The sequence below is a fragment of the Streptomyces violaceusniger Tu 4113 genome (assembly GCF_000147815.2).
Lineage (GTDB): Bacteria > Actinomycetota > Actinomycetes > Streptomycetales > Streptomycetaceae > Streptomyces > Streptomyces violaceusniger_A.
In genome coordinates this window covers 5,972,733-5,990,423 of the sequence record NC_015957.1, presented here as the reverse complement: position 1 = coordinate 5,990,423, position 17,691 = coordinate 5,972,733, and the positions used below count along the sequence as shown (strand labels likewise).

The following is a 17,691-nucleotide window of genomic DNA, read 5'->3' as shown; positions in this document are numbered from 1 at the left end:
GTCCCCCTTCGTCATGCCCCACTCATCATCCGCCCGTCCGCGCGAGCACAGGAGCCCTTTGATCGCTCTTTCCGGAAACCGCCCGGAAGACGTCCGCGAATCGCCCAGTCGGATACGCGCGTTCGGGGCCGCGCGGGAACTCCCGCCCCGTTACCAAGGCGAAAACGGACATGAGGTGAATGATGCGACATCCTGTCACGCCCGGTGAGACACCTTTATCGATGCGTGACCAAATGTGTGGGCGGCGTGATTGCGCGCGCCCTACCCTCGCCGGTGGCTCAACGTTTCTGCACAGAACCCCCGCGGCGAGAAGGACGGAACGTACATGTACGGCACGATCGACGGGTTCAACTACGGGGCCACCACCCCGCTGGCGGCCTACCTGATGGCCTGTCTCGGGGGAGCCCTCGGCTTACGCTGCACCGCCCGGTCGGTGCGTACTCAGCGTTCCTGGAAGCCGGGCTGGCTCGCGCTCGGATCCGCGTCGATCGGCTCGGGCATCTGGACGATGCACTTCATCGCCATGATGGGGTTCCATGTGAAGGAAACCCCGGTCGGCTTCGACATACCGATCACCCTGCTCAGCCTTCTGGTGGCGATCGTCGTCGTCGGCATCGGTGTCTTCATGGTCGGCTACCGGGGCGTTTCCCGACGGGTGCTGCTCTCGGCCGGTGTGTTCACCGGACTCGGCGTCGCGGGCATGCACTACATCGGGATGTCCGCGATGCGCATGCAGGGGCATCTGGAGTACTCCGTGCCGACCGTCCTGCTCTCCGTCCTGATCGCGGTCGTGGCCGCGACCGCCGCCCTCTGGGCCGCCGTGACCATCCACGGTTTCCGCGCCAGCCTGGGGTCGAGCATGGTGATGGGGGTCGCGGTGACCGGCATGCACTACACGGGCATGGCCGCGGTCAGTGTGCGGCTGGACGATGTGCTCGACGCCTCCGTGGGCGGTAATGCGCCGGCTTCGCTGATCCTCCCCATGCTGATCGGCCCGGTGATCTTTCTGGTGGTCGCGGGGACCATCATCATGTTCGATCCGCTGCTGGTCCTGGGCGAGGGGGAGTGGAACGAAAAGAAGGCGGACAGCTCGCGCCTGCCCCCGCCGCCACCGCCTCGGCCGGTCTGGCCGGCCCGGCCGCCGGAGGACCCCGTTCAGGCCCCGGCGAGCCGCCCGGCTCCGCCTCACAGCGGTCAGGAATACGGCGGTTGGTGAACCCGCGGCCGACCGGTCCGGTGCGCGACGAGGCGGGCCGTGACCGTGGGCGCCGGAGCGGACACCGACCCGCCGCCGACGGCCACCCCGCCGCACCCCGTGGGCCTTAGCGGAACCTGCGCGCCCCCGACCAGCCGGGATCCCCGGTGGTGGCGAACCGGACCCACGCGCCGTGCATCTCCGTGGCCAGCGACGGCGGGATGTCCGGTCCGAGCAGTCCGTTCGCCGTACGGAGCGCGGGCAGAGCGGTGTTGTCGAACACGAACGGGAGCTCCGCGGTGTGACACGCGCCGAACGGCCCGCCCCGCCAGTCGAAGTCGTAGCTGAACACCTTGTCGTAGCGGGACACCAGCCGCTCACGGGCGTCGCGGAACATGGCGTCGATGCCCGCGCTGTGTTCCGGCCGCTGGTAGAGCAGCGACTCCTGGGTGTTCGTGCCCACCAGCAGATCCACCGGATGCGGCGGGGCCACCTCGTCGGGCTCATCGAGCACCACACCGAGCGGCGAGAGCCTCGGGCCCGATCCGGGCAGGCCGGCGAGCGCGGACATCAGGCGCTCGTCGGGGATGGCGGCGAACGCCTCGGCCGTGGCCGCAACGCCCAGCCGGTCGGCCAGGGCCCGGGTCGTCCTCGCAGCCTCCGCGCCGGTCAGGGTGTGCAGCCCACCGCTCTGGCTGATCGCACCCCGGAACAGCCCGGCGGCCTCGGGCGTCACCAGCAGCGCGCTGATGATCATCCCTCCCGCCGACTGCCCGAACACCGTGACCCGGTCCGGGTCCCCGCCGTAGTCCGCGATGTGCTCGCGCACCCACCGCAGCGCCGCGAGCACGTCCAGCAGACCCCGGTTGCGCGGGGCGCCCGGCAGGTCGAGCCAACCCGGCGCGCCGAGGCGGTAGTTGAGGGTGACCAGGACCACGCCGTCGCGGGCGAAGGACGTCCCGTCGTACAGCGGCGCCTGGCCGGTGCCGGAGAGGAAGCCGCCGCCGTGCACGAAGACCATCACCGGGGCGTTGCCATCAGTGCGGGGCGTCCAGACGTTGACCGTCAGATAGTCCTCGCCACGCACCCAGCCGTGCCCCAGCACCGGGCTGAGGTCGGCCGCGAACGGCCGCTCGGGCACCGGAGCCGTCGGCCCCGGCCCGTCGGCGCCGGGTGCACCGTGCACGGGGATCGGCGCGGCGAACCGCGCGGCGCCGGTGAGGGCGGCCGCGTACGGGATGTTCCGGAACACGCTCACCGCCATGCCGCCCACTCCTTCACCGCGAACCGCTCGCCGTCCCGCCGCACTTCGGCCGCGCCCGCGCCGGGGAGGTGCGCGGGGAAGAGCAGCGCGCCCTCGTCCGCGGCCTCCCCCAGCACCCGGCGCCGGGCGACCCGGGCCCGGGGCTCGTCCTCGTCGAAGCAGGGGCAGAGGTCCGGCTCCACGATCTGCAGCGGGCTGTGCAGCAGATCGCCCGCGAAGATCGCCCGATCCGTACCGGACCGCAGCCGCACCACGCAGGAGCCGGGAGTGTGGCCGGGGGCGGGCTCGAGGCGAAGCTGGGCGTCGATGTCGTAGTGGTCGCCCTCCCAGAGCACGGTCTGCCCGGCCCGGTGGACGGGGGCGACGCTGTCCTCGAACACGTTCGCCATCCGGGGGCCGGAGCGGGTCCGGTGTCCGTTCTCCGGGTTCCAGTAGTCGAAGTCGGTCCGGGGAAGGACATACTCCGCGTTGGGGAAGGTCGGCTGCCACTCACCGTCCGTCCACGAGGTGTTCCATCCGACGTGGTCCCCGTGCAGATGGGTGCAGATCACCAGGTCCACGTCGGCCGGGCGCACCCCGGCCGCGGCCAGTTTCCCGAGGTAGTCCGTGTGCAGATGATGGAAGTGCGGCACATCCGGCCGCTCCCGGTCGTTGCCGATGCCGGTATCGATCAGGATCGTCCGGCCCTCGCTGCGGAGCAACCAGGTCTGGATCATCGTGCGTACCTCATCGGCGGCCGGATCCAGGAATTCGGGGGCCAGCCAGCCCTCGTGCGCGCGCCAGTGCCCCATGGCCACGTCGGGAAAGATGAAGTCGCGCGGCAGCCCCCTTGGGGCCACCTCTACCACGCGGGTGATCTCGACGTTGCCAAGCGTGATGGTGTCCATGACTCCAGCCTGCGCTTCGGCGGGCGCCGGCGGTATCCGTCATATGACTGCACCGCGGGCTACTGCACCACGGGCTAGAGTCGAGGGATGACCATGGTCGGGCGGGAGAGTGAGAGCGCGGCCGTACTCGGTCTGACCAGCGGTGTGCTGATCCTTACGGGTGAACCGGGTGCGGGCAAGAGCACCCTGCTCGCCCTCGCGGCGGATCGTCACCCGGGCCGGGTGCTGCGGATGACGGGCAGCGAGAGCGAGACGAACCTGACGTTCGCGGGGCTGCACCAGTTGCTGCGGCCGGTGCTGGGCGAGACCGCCGGGCTGTCGGCGCGGCAGCGGTCGGCCCTGCTCGGCGCCATCGGCCTGGGGGAGCCCAAGCCCCACGACAGCGGCCTCGCGGAGACCAATCCCCACGACACCGGCCTCTCGGAGGCCGAGCCCGGCGGTGTCGACAGCGGACAGAGTGGCCCGCCCGACCGGCTGCTGCTCGGCGTCGCGCTGCTCACCCTGCTCTCCGACCTCACCCGGCGATCGCCCGTCCTGGTGGTCGCCGACGATCTGCAGTGGATCGACGCCGGCTCGCTGGAGCTGCTGGCCTTCGCCGCCCGGCGCATCGACGACGAACCCCTCGCCGTGCTGGCCGCGGCCAGGGACACGGCGGGCGAGGGTACCCGGGGCCGGGCCACGGCGCCGTTCTCCGGCTTTCCCCTGCGCACGCTGGGCCCGCTGGACGCGACCGCCGCGGGCCTCCTGCTGGACCGGCAGCCGCATCCCCCGACCGGCCGCGGCCGGCTCCGCATCCTCGACCAGGCCGCCGGGAATCCCCTTGCGCTGGTCGAACTGGCCCGGGCGAACGGCGCCTGCGGCGCGGACTCGGCCGACTCCGCCGAAGGGGAACTCCTGCCGCCCACCGACCGCCTGATGCGGGTCTTCGCCGCCGACCTCGACGTCCTGCCCGAGGCCACCCGGCAGGCGCTGCTCCTGGTCGCGACGGACGACCGGGCGGTGGCGGGCCGGGTCGAGGCGCTGGCCCCGGCCGAGGCCGCCGGACTGCTGCGGCTCACCGGTGGCGGCCACGACGGCCGGCGGGCCCGTTTCCGGCATCCGCTGATCAGGTCCGCGATCTACCACTCCGCACCGCTGGCCGCCCGCCGTCAGATCCACCGGGACCTCGCCGCGCTGCTCAGCGCCGAACCCGACCGCCGCGCCTGGCATCTGGCCGCCGCCGCGGAGGGGCCGGACGAGGAGATCGCCGCCGCCCTGGAGGAGTCGGCGGCCAGGGCCCGGGAGCGTGGCGGATACACCGCCGCCACCACCGCGCTGGAACGTGCCGCCGAGCTGAGCCCCGGGCGCCGCGACCGCGCCCGCCGCCTGGTGGCCGCGGCGGGTGCGGCGGTGTCCACCGGACAGCCGCACTGGGTGCGCCGGCTCGCCGCGCGGGCCGCGGGGCTCACCGACGACCCGGCGCTGTCGGCCGAGGCATCGCTGCGGGTGGGCCAGGTGCTCACGCTGAGCACCGAGCACGACACCGCGCTGTCCCTGCTGCTGAGGGCGGCGGAGGATCCCGGACTGCGCCGGATCGCGCTCGCCTCCGCGTCGGTGGCGGGCTTCTATTCGGGCGACGAGGAATACCGCCTCGCCGTACGGGCCCGGGCACAGGACGACCCCTGGACACTCGCGGTGACCGACCCCACCGCGCACCGGTCCGAGCGGGTGGCGGCGATCCCGGCGCTGGTCGAGCGGGCGGACGGCGACCCCGCCCGGCTCATCTCGCTCGGCGCCATGGCCTGGCTGCTCGACGAGACCGCACTCGCGGTACGGATCTTCGACGACGCCCTCCACCGCTGGCGGCTCGGCGGCACCCTGCCCATCGGGCTCGGCTGCTCGGCCGGGTGGGCGTATCTGGACCACGGGCTGTGGGCGCAGGCCCGTACCGCCGCGGTGAACAGCAACTCCGCGGGCGCCGGGCTGCCCCACCTCGACGCCGCCGCACGGTCGCTCGAAGCCGCCGCCCTGGCGCTGACCGGCCGGACCGACGAGGCCCGCACCGCGGGCTCCGCCGCGCTGTCCCTCGTCGACCCGCACCGCAGCCGCGCCGTCGCCGTCCGGGCCCGGTGGGCACTGGGCATGGCCGCGGTGGCCGACGGCGACCACGTCGGCGCGTACGAACAGTTCCGCCTGCTGTTCACCGCCGACGGCGAGCCCGTCCACTACGCGTGCTCCTTCCCCGCGGTCGCCGAACTGGCCGCCGCGGCCGTCCGCACCGGCCACGGGGCCGAGGCCGCCGCCATCGTGGAGCGCACCGCCGACCGGCTCGCCGAAGACCCCTCGCCCCGGATCCGCATCCTGATCCACCGCGCCCGTGCGCTGCTCGACCCGTCACATGCCGAGCCGCACTTCGCCGCGGCCGTTGCCGAACCCACGGGCGGCCAATGGCCCTTCGAACGCGCGCAGCTCCTGCTGGACCACGCCGAATGGCTGCGCCGCCGCCACCGCATCACCGAGGCCCGCCACCGGCTGAACACCGCGCTGGAGACCTTCCGCCGCCTCGGCGCCCGCCCCTGGATCGACCGCACCCAGGCCGAACTGCGCGCCGCCGGGATCGAATCCGCCCCCGCCGGCCCCGACGCCCTCACCTCCCTGTCCCCCCAGCAGCAGCACATCATCCGCCTGGCGGCGCAGGGCCTGAGCAACCGTGAGATCGGCGAACGGCTCTTCCTCTCCCCCCGCACCGTCGGCTCGCACCTCTACCGCAGCTTCCCCAAACTCGGCGTCACCGCCCGCTCCCAGCTTCGCGACCTGATCGAGGCGTCCTGCCCGTCGTAGTGGCGGTGGCCGCACGGGGTCCCGGCGATCGCCACCGGCAGGGCAGCTCCACGGCGACGACCGTCGGCCCGCCCCGCGGGCTCGTCACCGTCACCGTTCCATCGAGCGCGGCGACGCGGCGACGTATCCCGAGCAGTCCGGCGCCACCTTCGGCGCCACCTCCGGAGCCGAGCCCGTGGGAGCCACCTCCGGAACCACCCGTCTCCCTGGCACCCGACACGCCCTCGACCGTCTCGGCGCCACCTCGTCCCTCGTCGCGCACCGAGACCCACAATCCGCTCGGTGTGCGGGCCAGCCGGGCCTCGGCCCGGTCGGCACCACTGTGCCTCGCCACGTTCGCCAGCGCCTCCGCCACGACGAAGTACGCGGCCGCCTCGACCGCCGCCGGGGCCCGTGTCCCGTCCTCCAGACCGTCCACCCGCACGGTGACATCGAGCCCGCTGCTCGCGGCGAGCGCCCGTACCGCCTCGGCCGGACCACGGTCGGTGAGGACCGGCGGATGCATGCCACGCACCACCTGGCGCAGCTCGGTCAGCGCCTCTTCGGCCAGGTCCTGCGCGTCGTCCAGCATCCTGCGCGCCGCCGTCGGATCCCGGTCGTACGCCCGCTTCGCCAGGCCGATCCGCAGGGACAGGGAGAGCAGCCGCGCCTGTGTGCCGTCATGCAGCTCCTGTTCGATCCGCCGTAGTTCGGCACCGTGCGCGGCGACGACGCCCGCCCGGGTTTCCGCCAGCTCCGCCACCCGCTCGGTCAGCCGCGCCGTGGCCGTGGCCGTTGCCGTGGCCGTCGGGCCGGGCCGCCGACGGCGCAGGTACGAGCCGAACGCCAAGGCGAGCGTGGACACCAGCAGGGCCGTGGCCCGCACCGCGTGCCGCATCGTTCTCCCCATGCCGACGAGGCTAGAAGACCGGCCGGACACACGCGGGAGAGCGAGCCGCCCCATCGACGGTGGAGCCCGCTACACCCCTCCGGCGCGGCGGCGAGCCCGAGCCCGCTCGCGCGGTCCGGGATTCACCGGCATGGACGCATCAGGGTGCGGTAGCGTGCCGAGGAAGCCATGGTGGAAGGACCGGTCCGCCGAGAAAGGCACCCGATGACGGATCTTCAGGAAGTGGACCGCATCGCCACGGCCGACCACCACTTGGCGGTCGTGACGACGACGCGCGCCGACTGCTCGGTCCAGGCATCAGTGGTCAACGCCGGGGTCATCGGCCACCCGGTGTCCGGTGAGCCGGTGGTCGCCTTCGTCACCTACGGCCGCGCCAAACTCGCCCATCTGCGGGCACGACCACGGGCCACCGTGGTCTTCCGCGCCGGATGGAACTGGGCCGCCGTCGAGGGCCGCACCGAGATCGCGGGGCCCGACGACCCGTTCCCCGGGGTCGACCAGGAGCGTCTGCGGCTGCTGCTGCGCGAGATCTTCACCGCCGCGGGCGGCGCGCACGACGACTGGGGCGCCTACGACCGGGTGATGGCCGAGCAGCGCCGCGCCGCGATCTTCGTCCACCCCGAGCGCGTCTACAGCAACTGACCCCCGGGGCGCATGACCGGGCGGGGCCGATCACGTCGTGACGGTCCGGAGATGGGGCGAGAGCGGACAGCACGGAGGGAACCCGGCGACGTGAGCGATCCACTGTGGGCCCTGACCCCCGCTGAGCGCCGACTGCTCAGGCCCGTCACCCACGGCCATGGGCTCGAAGGCCGCGAGCCGATGCTCGCGACCCTCACCCACGAACGCTTCTCCGACGAGCGCTGGCTGTACGAACGCAAGCTGGACGGCGAGCGCTGCGTCGCCGTCCGCGAAGGCGGCCGCGTCGACCTGTTCAGCCGCAACGGCCTCTCCGCCGCCTCCGCCTATCCCGAACTCATCGACGCCCTCACGGAGCGAGCCACGGTCGACTGGGTCCTCGACGGCGAGGTGGTGGCCTTCGAACGCGGACGCACCAGCTTCGCCCGCCTCCAGCCGCGGATGCACATCAGCTCCCCCGAGCAGGCCCGGCGCACCGGCGTCACCGTGTACTACTACCTCTTCGACGTCCAGGCCATCGGCGACCACGACGTCACCGCGCTGCCACTGCGCCGCCGCAAGACCCTGCTGCGCTCCCTGCTCACCTGGAGCGATCCGCTGCGTCTGACCGCGTACCGCTACCGCGACGGCGAGACCTACTACCGCCATGCCTGCGCACACGGATGGGAGGGGCTGATCGCCAAGCGCGTCGATTCCTCCTACCAGCACGGCCGCTCCCGCGACTGGCTCAAGTTCAAGTGTGAGCGGCGGCAGGAGCTGGTCATCGGCGGATGGACCGATCCCCGGCGCACCCGCCCCGGGCTCGGCGCCCTGCTCCTCGGCTACTACAGCGACGGCGACCTCGTCTACGCGGGCAAGGTCGGCACCGGCTTCGACACCCGCACCCTGGAAGCCCTCGCCCGACGGCTGACCGAGCTGCGCACCCCCACCTGCCCGTTCACCCGTGGCGCCCCGCCCACCGGGCCCGGGGTCAACTGGGCGCGCCCCGAACTCGTCGCCGAGATCGCCTTCACCGAGTGGACAGCCGAAGGCCGTCTGCGCCACCCCCGTTTCCTGGGGCTGCGCCGTGACAAACCGGCCCGCGAGGTCGTTCGCGAGGAGCCGTGAGCGCGGCTGCCACCGGACGGTTGCCCAAGCCGATTCCAGGGAAGCTCGTTCGGCGCGCCGCTGATGGGTTCGTCGGCCAAGGTGCCCGCGAGCCGGCACCCGACGTGTCCACCGCGGGTGGCCCGAGTCACGGCACCCGCGATGTCCACTCCGGTGAGCCGAACTTCCCGGCCGCCAGCAGCCGCGCCGCGGCCGACTCCTCGTCCGTCACCTTGCCATCCGTGAGCCCGTACCGCCCGCGGAACGAGGCCACCATGCGGTCGATGACGGCCGGGCGCGGCAGCCCGGTCTGGCGGCGCAGCGGGTCCACCCGCTTGTCGGCGCTCGCGATGCCCTTGCCGGACAGCTTCTCCCGCCCGATGCGCAGCACCTCCACCATCTTGGCGGCGTCGATGTCGTACGACATGGTCACGTGGTGCAGCACGGCACCGCCGTGTGCCGCGATCCGCTTCTGGGCGGCCCCGCCGACCTTCCCGGCCTCCGTCGCGATGTCGTTCAGCGGCTGGTACCACGCCTTGACGCCCATCTCGCCCAGCGCGCCGAGCACCCAGTCGTCCAGATATGCGTAGCTGTCGGCGAAGGACAGGCCGGAGACGAGCGACTGGGGTACGTACAGCGAGTACGTGATGGTGTTGCCCGGTTCGACGAACATCGCTCCGCCGCCGCTGATCCGCCGGACGACCGTCACCCCGTGCCGCCCGGCGCCCGCCGGGTCGACCTCGTTGCGCAGCGACTGGAAGCTGCCGATGATGACGGCCGGACGGTCCCACTCCCACACCCGCAGCGTCGGGGGCCGCAGCCCGGCGGCCACCTCACCGGTCAGCACCTCGTCCAGGGCCATATGCAGCGCCGGATCCTGTGGCCCCTCATGGATGAGCTGCCAGTCGTAGTCCGTCCAGTCGGTGGCACGGGCCACCGCCCGCCGCACCGCGATGCCCACGGCCTCGGCGGAGAAACCGAACATCACGGTGTCGGCGGGCAGTCCCGCCTCGACGCGGGCGGCGAGCGCCTGGGTGTCGGCGTCGGCGGGCGCGCCCTCCAGGGCTTGGTCGATGGCGTGCAGCGCCTCGTCCGGTTCCAGGAAGAAGTCGCCCGCGACCCGCACCCCGCGCAGCGCGCCGTCGTGGACATCCAGATCCACGACGACCAGCTTGCCGCCCGGCACCTTGTACTCACCGTGCATGCCTGCACCGCCTCCTGTTTCCGCCCCGGCGCTCTCGATCATTATCCCGCGCCGGGGGCGGCTTCGGTCGGCACCGGTGATCGGGCGGGGTCAGGCTCCCGTGGTCGAGCCCGGGCGGACGATCATGAGAATGGTCACCGTCGCCCACAGCAGGTTGAACGCGCCCGTGAACATGGCCAGTTGGGCGGTATCGGTCCGCTCCAGGGCCTTGCCCCCACCGAGGCTGTCGATGAGCTCGTCCTGACGGGGCAGGACGAAGGCGATCAGGACGCCGGCGGCAGCGGCCGTCAGGGCGATGGAGGCGGTGAGCCAGCCACTGCCGAGGACGCCCATCACGGCGGCCGTGGCGAATCCGAAGACGGGCACGGCCAGGCCCATCTTGGCGTAGACGCGGCAGATGCGGTGCAGCAGCCGGACCGTGCCCAGGTCGGCCGCACCCTCGGCGGCGGCAGAGGCAGCGTGGGCGTTGCGGGCCGCGGGCGGGAACATGCTGGCCGCGACGGTGACGGGGCCGATCGCGACGATGGCGGCCAGGACATGCAGGGAGAGCAGGATCTTGGTCATCGGATGGTGTCCGGCTCCCTTTCGAACGTGGCAGGCACCGCGTCTCCTTCCGAGCGTGGGGCGGCTGGTGCACGCCCCACGCTAGGGAGCCGCGAGAAGATCACCCAGGGGCTGGAACGACAGAAGTCAACGGATTCTCGCCATGCCGGGCCCCAGTGGCTCAGTGGTACGGCGAGAGGGGGTGACCTGGTCATCCGTCGATGTACTGCGCCACCCCGTGGCCGAACGACCAGTCGGCCGACTCGTTCTCGGTCAGGGTGATGAACACGTTCCGCGGCTCGGTCCCCGCGTACTCCTGGGCGAGCTCGGCGATCCGCCGGTAGAGCGCCTGCTTCTGTGCCGGTGTGCGTCCCGAGCGCATCGTGAGCGCGATGTAGACGATGCCGTCGTCGCGGCGCACACCGAGGTAGTCGTCGTAGCGCAGCATGCCGCTGACGCCGTCGTGGCTGGTCAGGACCTGGAACCGGTCGTTGGGCGGGAATCCGATGGTTTCCACCAGGGCGTCATGCACGGCACGGCCGAGCGCGTCGAGCCGGTCGGGGTCGGCCCGCAGTGCGTCGATACGGACGAAGGGCATGCCGGGGCTCTCTTTCGGGTGAGTCGGTCGGCGGAAGGTCACGGGCTCAGCGGACGTCGGCTCACCGAACATGGGCGGTGAGCAGGCCGAGCGCTCCGTCCATGGCCCGGGCATACACGTCGGCCGAGTCGGCGGCACGGGCCAGCACATAGCCGCCCTGCAACACCGCGACCAGCGCGGTGGCCGTGCTCGCCGGGTCGAGCCCGGTGTCGAGCTCACCGTTGGCCCGGCCCTCCGCCAGCAGCCCGGCCAGCCGGTCGGTGAGCCACGCGAAGGTCTCCTCGACCGGTCGGCGCAGGTCAGGATCCGCCATCACATCGGGGTCCTGGGTGAGGCGGCCGACCGGGCAGCCCTTCAGGGCGTCCCGCTCCCGCCGCAGATAGGCGCTGATCCGCTCGACCGTGGTGCCGGGACCGCCGAACTCGGCCTCCGCCCTGCCCCTCAGCTCCTCGGCGCTGCGGCTGATCGCGGCGAGCGCCAGATCGGGCTTGCCGCGGAAGTGGTGGTACATGCTGCCCTGGCCCGCGCCGGATCGCTCCTGGATCGCCTTCGGGCTCGTGCCCACATAGCCGCGCTCCCACAGCAGCTCGCGGGTGCTTGCGATGAGTCGTTCCCGGGTGTCCATGGTCAAGATCATACATACTAGTAGGTACAAATTGAAGCGCGCGGACGGCCCCCTCGGTGAGAGGATCCCGCCGTACCGTGTGGGCTGGTCCGGACGCTGGAAGGTGACGATGTACGCGATACCCCTGGGCGAGGACGGCGCGGAGCTGCGCCCGCTCGAGCCGTGGCAGGCCGAGGAGTTCCTTACGCACATGGACCGGGGACGGGAATCCATCGGGCGGTACATCGCGCTGGCGGACGCCGTCTCCGACCTGGAATCGGCCCGGGCCTTCCTCCAGGGATACGCGGCCAAGGCGGCGGCCGACACCGGGCGGATCTATGGCATCTGGACGGACGGCAAGCTGGTCGGTGGAGTCCTCTTCCGGACGATGGACATCAACCAGGGCACCGCGGAGGCGGGTTGCTGGCTGGAGCCCTCGGCGGTGGGCAAGGGGCTGGTGACCCGGGCCTGCCGCGTGATCATCGACTGGGCCGTCGAGGAGCGGGGCATCCACCGCGTGGAGTGGATTGCCGCCGCCGCGAACGAGGCCAGCATCGCCGTGGCCCGGCGGCTGGGGATGACGAAGGACGGTGTGCTGCGGGAGAGCAATCTGCACCGGGGCGAGTGGCAGGACAGGGAGATCTGGTCGGTGCTGGCACCGGAGTGGCGGGCGAACCGGAAGCCGTCCTGAACCGCGTGTCCATCACGCTGACGGCGAGGGCCGCGCGTCAATCAGGCTGACAGCGAGGGCCGCGCGTCAATCACGCTGACGGCGAGGGCGGCGGGCGACGGTGATGATCTCCGGGCCGGTGTCGGTCAGCGGCCCGCGGTCCCAGTCCCCGAACTGCTCCGCCACGACCAGCCCCGCCTCGGTGAGGAACCCCGCCAGCGCGTCCGGGCCGAGAAACCGCAGCGTGCTGCGGCTCAGCAGGGGCCGCTCCCAGCCCGCGCCGGTGTAGGTGTGCGTGGCCGAGACCAGATCGCCCCGCACCGGCGTCTCCACCTCGCACACGCACCGCACCACGGCGCCGGTGGAGTCCACCACCTCGCCCGAGTACCGCACGTCCCAGTCCTCCCACTCCCGCACCAGCGGATTGCGGGTCTCGAACACAAAGCGGCCGTCGTCGGTCAGCGCCGTGGTGATCGCGGCCAGCGCATCGCGCAACTCGTCGTCGCCGAGAAGCCCCTGGAAGGCGTGGCCGGTCATCACCACCAGATCGAACGCACGGCTCCACCCCGGCACCGAGGCCAGGTCACCGAGCACCCACTCCACATCAGGGCACGTCCGCGCCACCTCCAGCATCCCCACCCCGGGGTCCAGCCCGCACAGCCGCCCCTCGTGCCCGTCCTCCCGCGCCCTGCGCAGTAGCGCGCCCGTTCCGCACCCCACGTCCAGAACGGAGCGGGCGGACATCACCAGGGGCAGGTAGAACGTGAAATCGCCGCGCTCGTCCCAGGGGCAGAACAGGTCGTACAGCGCGGCCAGCCGGCGATCGGAGAACTGTGTGTCCACCATGGCCATCACAGTGCCCCTGGCCCGGCGGGGCCGCAAGGTCCGGCACCCGTCCACGGCATCGCGTGCGGGCCGTCTTAGGATCGAAAGGGGCTTTTGCCGTCTCCGGGAGCTTTCGATGTCCGACCCGACGCCCGACCCGTCCGACCCCACGCCCGACCTGTCCGACCCGACGCCCGACCCGTCCAGTCCGACACCCGACTCGCTTGACCAACGGCTGGAGACCATCGCGCGCCATCCCTTCCGTGCGAAGTTCCATCTGCGCGGTCGTGATCGGGCCACGGCCGAGCTGAGTGGCCCGTCGACGATGCGCTGGCACGCGTACGACCTGATCGCCAAGCGGCTGGCCCCCGCCGAGCCGTACAAGGACGGCAAGCAGACGCCCTACCGCGGCCACCCCGTGTTCGTCGCCCAGCACGCGACCGCCACCTGCTGCCGTACCTGCCTCGAGCGCTGGCACCGGATCCCCAAGGGGCGGGAGCTGAGCCGCGCGGAGCGGGCGTACGTGGTGGGGGTGATCTGCCGTTGGATCGAACGCGAGGTGGCGGCAGGCGGACGGTGAGGGATCACCCCAGGACGCCGTCGAGCCCCAGTTCGCGGGCGACCTGCGCGAGGGAGCCGTTCTGCTGCCGCGCGTAGAGCGCGAAGGGGTCCAGGACATCGCGGCCGATGGCGCCGGAGAGCCATGCGGTGTCGTGGGCGGTGCCCTCCTGGCCGTTGTCGCGTACGCCCTCCCCGCTGAGGTTGGACTGGAAGATTCCGGCGGCGGAGCGGGGCAGGAAGTCCTCGTAGACGATGGGCTCGGCCCGCACCCAGCCCCGCTCCAGCAGTTCGCCGATGGTGGCGGGCGGACGGCTGCCGTCACGCGGGCGGTCCGGTGCCACGTGGTAGGTGAACCAGCCCAACCCCTGGGCGGCCAGCTCCCGTTCGGTGTGGGGCAGATGTTCCTCCCATACGCCGCGGGCCAGTTCGCCCCGGTCCACCCCCGGGTGGCGGGCCACTTCATGGTCGACGAGGGTGAGCGCCCGGTCGTACAGGGCGCGGCCGTCGTGGGTGAGGGCGATACCGCGGGCCTCGACCTCGCCGAAGCGCACCCGCAGGGCGCCGGTGGTGACGCTGCCGTCCGCGAGGCGCATCGCGCGGGGTTCGTCGAGGGCGCGGAAGGAGGTCTGGCGCAGCAGGACGTCGGGGCCCTTCCAGGCCGGTGGCCCCTGGATGGTGTCGATCATCTGGATGCCGCGGTCGGTCATCCGCCGGTAGAGCTCGTCGATGTCCAGGACACGCGGGGTGAGGTGGTTGATGTGGGTGCTGTGGACGCCGCCGATGTCCGCGGCGACGGCGGAGATCCGCTCCAGGGTCTCGTACCAGACCTTGTCCACCGGCTCGGGTGACAACTCGAAGGCGGACACGGCGAGGCTGAGGAAGCGTTCGGCGTCCTCCTCGGGCAGTCCGTGCTCGGCCGCCGCGCGGTCGGCCAGGGCGAGCAGCTCCGGCGGGAAGAGCTCGCGGCCGGCCAGGAAGGTCTCCAGCCGGGAGCGCAGGTCGGCGTCGAAGAACCGCGGGTCGGCGGTGGTGAGCAGGGAGGTGAAGACGCGGAAGGGGTTGCGCGCCAGCTCCTCCCCGTCCACCGGGCGGAAGGCGGTCGAGACCACGGGGACCGCGCTGGCGGCGGCCTCGCGCAGATCGTAGAAGCCGACCGGGTGCATGCCCAGCGCGCCGAAGACGCGGGCCACCTGCCCCAGCTCCTGAGGTGTTCCGACCCGGATGGCGCCGTGGCGTTCGGCGGTCACCCGGCCGATGGACCCCAGACGCTCGGCGTCGGAGCCCCGCGCCCGCAGCACGTCCTCGTTGACCTCGCGCGAGACGTCCACGAGCGTGGTGTACGCGGGGACTTCCCGGCCGTACATGTCGGAGAGCCGTGCCGCGAAGGCGGCGCGTAGCTGCCACTGGCTGATCATGGGTGGTTTCTGCCTTTCCATCGGGGATGTGCCGGATCGGGGCGGGAGTGCCGAGCCCGGTCCATAAGTTTTTTGCCACCCGCGGAGCCGGTTGGTAAACCTCCCCGGCCCCGATCGCGTCTTGATCGGCAACGGACGCACAGCACCGGTGACCTTGGCAGGGCCGGTTTCCTGTCATCTATACACAGCGTGTATACATGACGTGCATACTCGCGATGTATGCATTCGGTGTATAGCGGACAGCCGCGTGCTCCTGGGAACAACAGACGGAAAGGCATCCATGTACGGCAAAGCATTCGCTCCTGAGTACCAGGGCTCCCTCACCACCCTGTCCGTGAACTCCTCGCTGGTCGACGTGCTGGCCGCGGGCACCGAGCAGTTGCGGGCGGCCGAGCGGGGCGGCTCCCCGGGCGAGGCGGCCCGCGCGGGGCTCGCGGTCGCCGAGGCGCACCGGAGGCTGGGGCAGGTGGGCGAGGCCGACCGCGAGTGGAAGGCCAGTTACCGGGCGGCCCGAGCGGCGATGGACGTCGGAGCGATGGCGTGGGCGCTGTGGAGCGGAGGCACGCTCGCCCGGCAGCGGGGCGCGCTGGCGCTGGCGTGGCGGCTGCTCGGACTCGCGGCCGAATTCGGCGAACGCGGCGGGGACATCGTCGTCCGTGGCTACTCGCTGGCCGGGATGGCCGAGACCGGCCGCATCCAGGGCGACTACGAGGCCGTGGGCGCGCTGCACGAGCGGCTCCTCGCCGAGGCACGGAAGCGCGGCGAGGCGCGGCACACCGTATGGGCGCTGGAGGGCATCGCCCAGATGCACCGCAACACCGGGTCGTACGACTCGGCCTACGCGATGTTCCAGGAGGCCGCGGAGATAGCCGCGGGCGCCGATGACCGGCGCGGACACGCATGGGCGCTGCGGGGCATGGCCGACATCGTCTCCGTACGCGACGGGGACGTGGAGCGTGCGCTGGAACTGCTCTCCGGGGCCGAACTGACCTGCCGCGAGATGAACCTGGTGAGCGCGCTCGCGTACAACCACAAGATGCGCGGCAATGTGTTCTATCGCGTGGGCCGTTACGAGGAGGCCCGTGCGATGTACGAGCAGGCACTGGAGGAGTTCCGCGACATGAGCGAGCCGCGCGGCGAGGGTCTCGCCCGGCTGGGGCTCATCAAGTCCCTGGCGCGGCTGGGCCGCGACCGGGCCCGGACCGACGAGGACCTGTCCGAACTGGCCGGTGTGCTGGAGCGGATCGGGCTGCGGCACGCCCGCCGGATGGTGGACCGTGCCCGGGAGGAGTTCGGCCTCACGGAGGTCATGGAGGTGACACTGTGACGACGGCGTTTCCCGTGCTCCTCGGGGCATACGCGACCACCGCGACCGCGCACCAGACCGCGGGCGAGACCACCGCGACCGCGGCCGAGACCACCGCGACCGCAGGCGAAATCCTGGGCCGCTGCCGGGAGTTGGTGCGCCCGGCACTGGCCGAGACGGTCGGCCGGCTGCACCCATGGGTCGGCGAGATGGCCGCGTACTCCTTCGGCTGGTGCGATGTGGGCGGTACGCCCGCCGAGGGGGCGGGCGGAAAGGGCGTGCGGCAGGCCCTGGCCGTGCTGTGCGCGGAGGCGGCCGGGGCATCCGGCGAGGCGGCGGTGGCCGGAGCGGTGGCGGTGGAGCTGGTGCACACCTTCTCGCTGCTGCACGACGACATCATGGACGGCGACCAGACCCGCCGCACCCGCCCCACCGTGTGGAAGGCGTACGGGACCGGCCCGGCCGTGCTCGCCGGTGACGCCCTGTTCGCGCTGGCCGTGGAGGCGCTGGCCGCCGTGCCCGGCGCCGGAGCCGCGGCCGCGGTGCGGCGGCTGAGCGTGGCTCTCGGCGACCTCGTCCGCGGCCAGGCGGACGACCTGCTCTTCGAGTCGCGCCCCTGGACGGGAGCTACGGCGGTGGGGCCGGAGGAGTACCGCAGGATGGCCGAGCACAAGACCGGCGCGCTGCTCGGCTGCGCCGCCGCCCTGGGCGCCGCGCTCGCCGGGGCGCCGGAGAGCACCGCGGCCGCCCTGGACCGGGCCGGACGGCATATGGGCGTGGCCTTCCAGGTGGCGGACGACCTGCTGGGCATCTGGGGCGACCCCGCGGTCACCGGCAAACCCGTCCACCGCGATCTGCGGCAGCGCAAGAAGACCTTCCCCGTGCTCGCCGCCCTGAGCGCCCGCGGCCCCGGCGCCTCGGCCGCCGGGCAGTTGGCCACGCTCCTGGAGGAGTCCCCGGACACCCCGGACGACGCCACCACGCGCCGGGCGGCCGATCTGATCGAGCAGGCCGGTGGCCGCTCCGCGGCCCTGGCGGAGGCCGACCGTCACATCGCCGCCGTGGAGAGGTGCCTGGACGGACTGCCGCTGAAGCCTCGGGCCAGCGCCGAGCTGCGCACCCTGCTGGGCTTCCTCGCGCGGCGCGACATCTGACCCGGCGGGGGATGGTGTGCCCCCTTGCGGC

17 protein-coding genes are annotated in these 17,691 nt (G+C 72.5%); 8 read left to right on the top strand and 9 right to left on the bottom strand.

All coding sequences use genetic code 11. The annotated features are described in order from the left end of the window. The first annotated feature begins 325 nt into the window (after positions 1-325). On the top strand, positions 326-1,216 hold the full coding sequence (locus STRVI_RS24740) for an MHYT domain-containing protein (RefSeq protein WP_014058366.1): 891 nt from the start codon (positions 326-328) through the stop codon (positions 1,214-1,216). Positions 1,217-1,322: 106 nt separating this feature from the next. On the opposite strand, the gene STRVI_RS24735 is transcribed toward STRVI_RS24740, so the two are convergent. After that, the gene (locus tag STRVI_RS24735) at positions 1,323-2,459 is read right to left on the bottom strand and encodes a carboxylesterase family protein (protein WP_014058365.1); all 1,137 of its coding nucleotides are present in this window, start codon (positions 2,457-2,459) and stop codon (positions 1,323-1,325) included. Beyond that, positions 2,450-3,346, bottom strand: a complete 897-nt coding sequence (locus STRVI_RS24730; RefSeq protein WP_014058364.1) for an MBL fold metallo-hydrolase — start codon at positions 3,344-3,346, stop codon at positions 2,450-2,452. Before STRVI_RS24730 ends, STRVI_RS24735 begins: the two co-directional genes overlap by 10 nt. 93 nt (positions 3,347-3,439) lie before the next feature. Between STRVI_RS24730 and STRVI_RS24725 the strand changes: the two genes are divergently transcribed. Next, positions 3,440-6,166, top strand: coding sequence for a helix-turn-helix transcriptional regulator (locus tag STRVI_RS24725; protein ID WP_014058363.1), 2,727 nt, complete (start codon positions 3,440-3,442; stop codon positions 6,164-6,166). Here STRVI_RS24725 and STRVI_RS24720 read toward each other — a convergent pair. After that, positions 6,114-7,055 (bottom strand): sensor histidine kinase, encoded by a 942-nt coding sequence (locus tag STRVI_RS24720; protein ID WP_435532588.1) that lies wholly within the window; start codon positions 7,053-7,055, stop codon positions 6,114-6,116. The two genes, STRVI_RS24725 and STRVI_RS24720, sit on opposite strands and share 53 nt — an antisense overlap. A 204-nt stretch (positions 7,056-7,259) precedes the next feature. Here STRVI_RS24720 and STRVI_RS24715 point away from each other — a divergent pair, with 204 nt between their 5' ends. Together STRVI_RS24715 and ligD are read left to right on the top strand one after the other, a co-directional pair. Beyond that, positions 7,260-7,697, top strand: a complete 438-nt coding sequence (locus STRVI_RS24715; protein ID WP_043236487.1) for a TIGR03618 family F420-dependent PPOX class oxidoreductase — start codon at positions 7,260-7,262, stop codon at positions 7,695-7,697. Between the two features lie 90 nt (positions 7,698-7,787). Further along, positions 7,788-8,801, top strand: a complete 1,014-nt coding sequence (gene ligD, locus STRVI_RS24710) for a non-homologous end-joining DNA ligase (protein WP_014058361.1) — start codon at positions 7,788-7,790, stop codon at positions 8,799-8,801. A gap of 127 nt (positions 8,802-8,928) precedes the next feature. Here the strand turns inward: ligD and STRVI_RS24705 are convergent, their stop codons facing one another. From STRVI_RS24705 to STRVI_RS24690, 4 genes are all read right to left on the bottom strand, one after another. Next, entirely contained in the window at positions 8,929-9,984 is a 1,056-nt protein-coding gene (locus tag STRVI_RS24705; RefSeq protein ID WP_014058360.1) for a lipoate--protein ligase family protein, read from the bottom strand. Positions 9,985-10,074: 90 nt separating this feature from the next. Beyond that, on the bottom strand, positions 10,075-10,548 hold the full coding sequence (locus tag STRVI_RS24700) for a membrane protein (protein WP_014058359.1): 474 nt from the start codon (positions 10,546-10,548) through the stop codon (positions 10,075-10,077). Between the two features lie 190 nt (positions 10,549-10,738). Next, entirely contained in the window at positions 10,739-11,125 is a 387-nt protein-coding gene (locus STRVI_RS24695; protein ID WP_014058358.1) for a tautomerase family protein, read from the bottom strand. Between the two features lie 61 nt (positions 11,126-11,186). Further along, on the bottom strand, positions 11,187-11,750 hold the full coding sequence (locus STRVI_RS24690; RefSeq protein WP_014058357.1) for a TetR/AcrR family transcriptional regulator: 564 nt from the start codon (positions 11,748-11,750) through the stop codon (positions 11,187-11,189). A gap of 109 nt (positions 11,751-11,859) precedes the next feature. Here STRVI_RS24690 and STRVI_RS24685 point away from each other — a divergent pair, with 109 nt between their 5' ends. Further along, positions 11,860-12,420, top strand: a complete 561-nt coding sequence (locus tag STRVI_RS24685) for a GNAT family N-acetyltransferase (RefSeq protein WP_043239685.1) — start codon at positions 11,860-11,862, stop codon at positions 12,418-12,420. A gap of 66 nt (positions 12,421-12,486) precedes the next feature. On the opposite strand, the gene STRVI_RS24680 is transcribed toward STRVI_RS24685, so the two are convergent. Beyond that, on the bottom strand, positions 12,487-13,245 hold the full coding sequence (locus STRVI_RS24680; protein WP_043239684.1) for a class I SAM-dependent methyltransferase: 759 nt from the start codon (positions 13,243-13,245) through the stop codon (positions 12,487-12,489). Positions 13,246-13,360: 115 nt separating this feature from the next. Here STRVI_RS24680 and STRVI_RS24675 point away from each other — a divergent pair, with 115 nt between their 5' ends. Beyond that, a complete protein-coding gene (locus STRVI_RS24675) occupies positions 13,361-13,804 on the top strand; it encodes a DUF4186 domain-containing protein (RefSeq protein WP_014058354.1) in 444 nt (147 codons plus the stop codon). 4 nt (positions 13,805-13,808) lie between these two features. Here the strand turns inward: STRVI_RS24675 and hglS are convergent, their stop codons facing one another. Then, positions 13,809-15,200, bottom strand: coding sequence for a 2-oxoadipate dioxygenase/decarboxylase (gene hglS, locus STRVI_RS24670; RefSeq protein ID WP_014058353.1), 1,392 nt, complete (start codon positions 15,198-15,200; stop codon positions 13,809-13,811). Between the two features lie 280 nt (positions 15,201-15,480). Here hglS and STRVI_RS24665 point away from each other — a divergent pair, with 280 nt between their 5' ends. Next, positions 15,481-16,527: a tetratricopeptide repeat protein gene (locus STRVI_RS24665; protein WP_014058352.1), complete on the top strand. Its 1,047-nt coding sequence runs from the start codon at positions 15,481-15,483 to the stop codon at positions 16,525-16,527. After that, entirely contained in the window at positions 16,524-17,660 is a 1,137-nt protein-coding gene (locus tag STRVI_RS24660) for a polyprenyl synthetase family protein (RefSeq protein ID WP_014058351.1), read from the top strand. The genes STRVI_RS24665 and STRVI_RS24660 overlap by 4 nt, the downstream gene beginning before the upstream one ends. Positions 17,661-17,691: the final 31 nt, after the last annotated feature.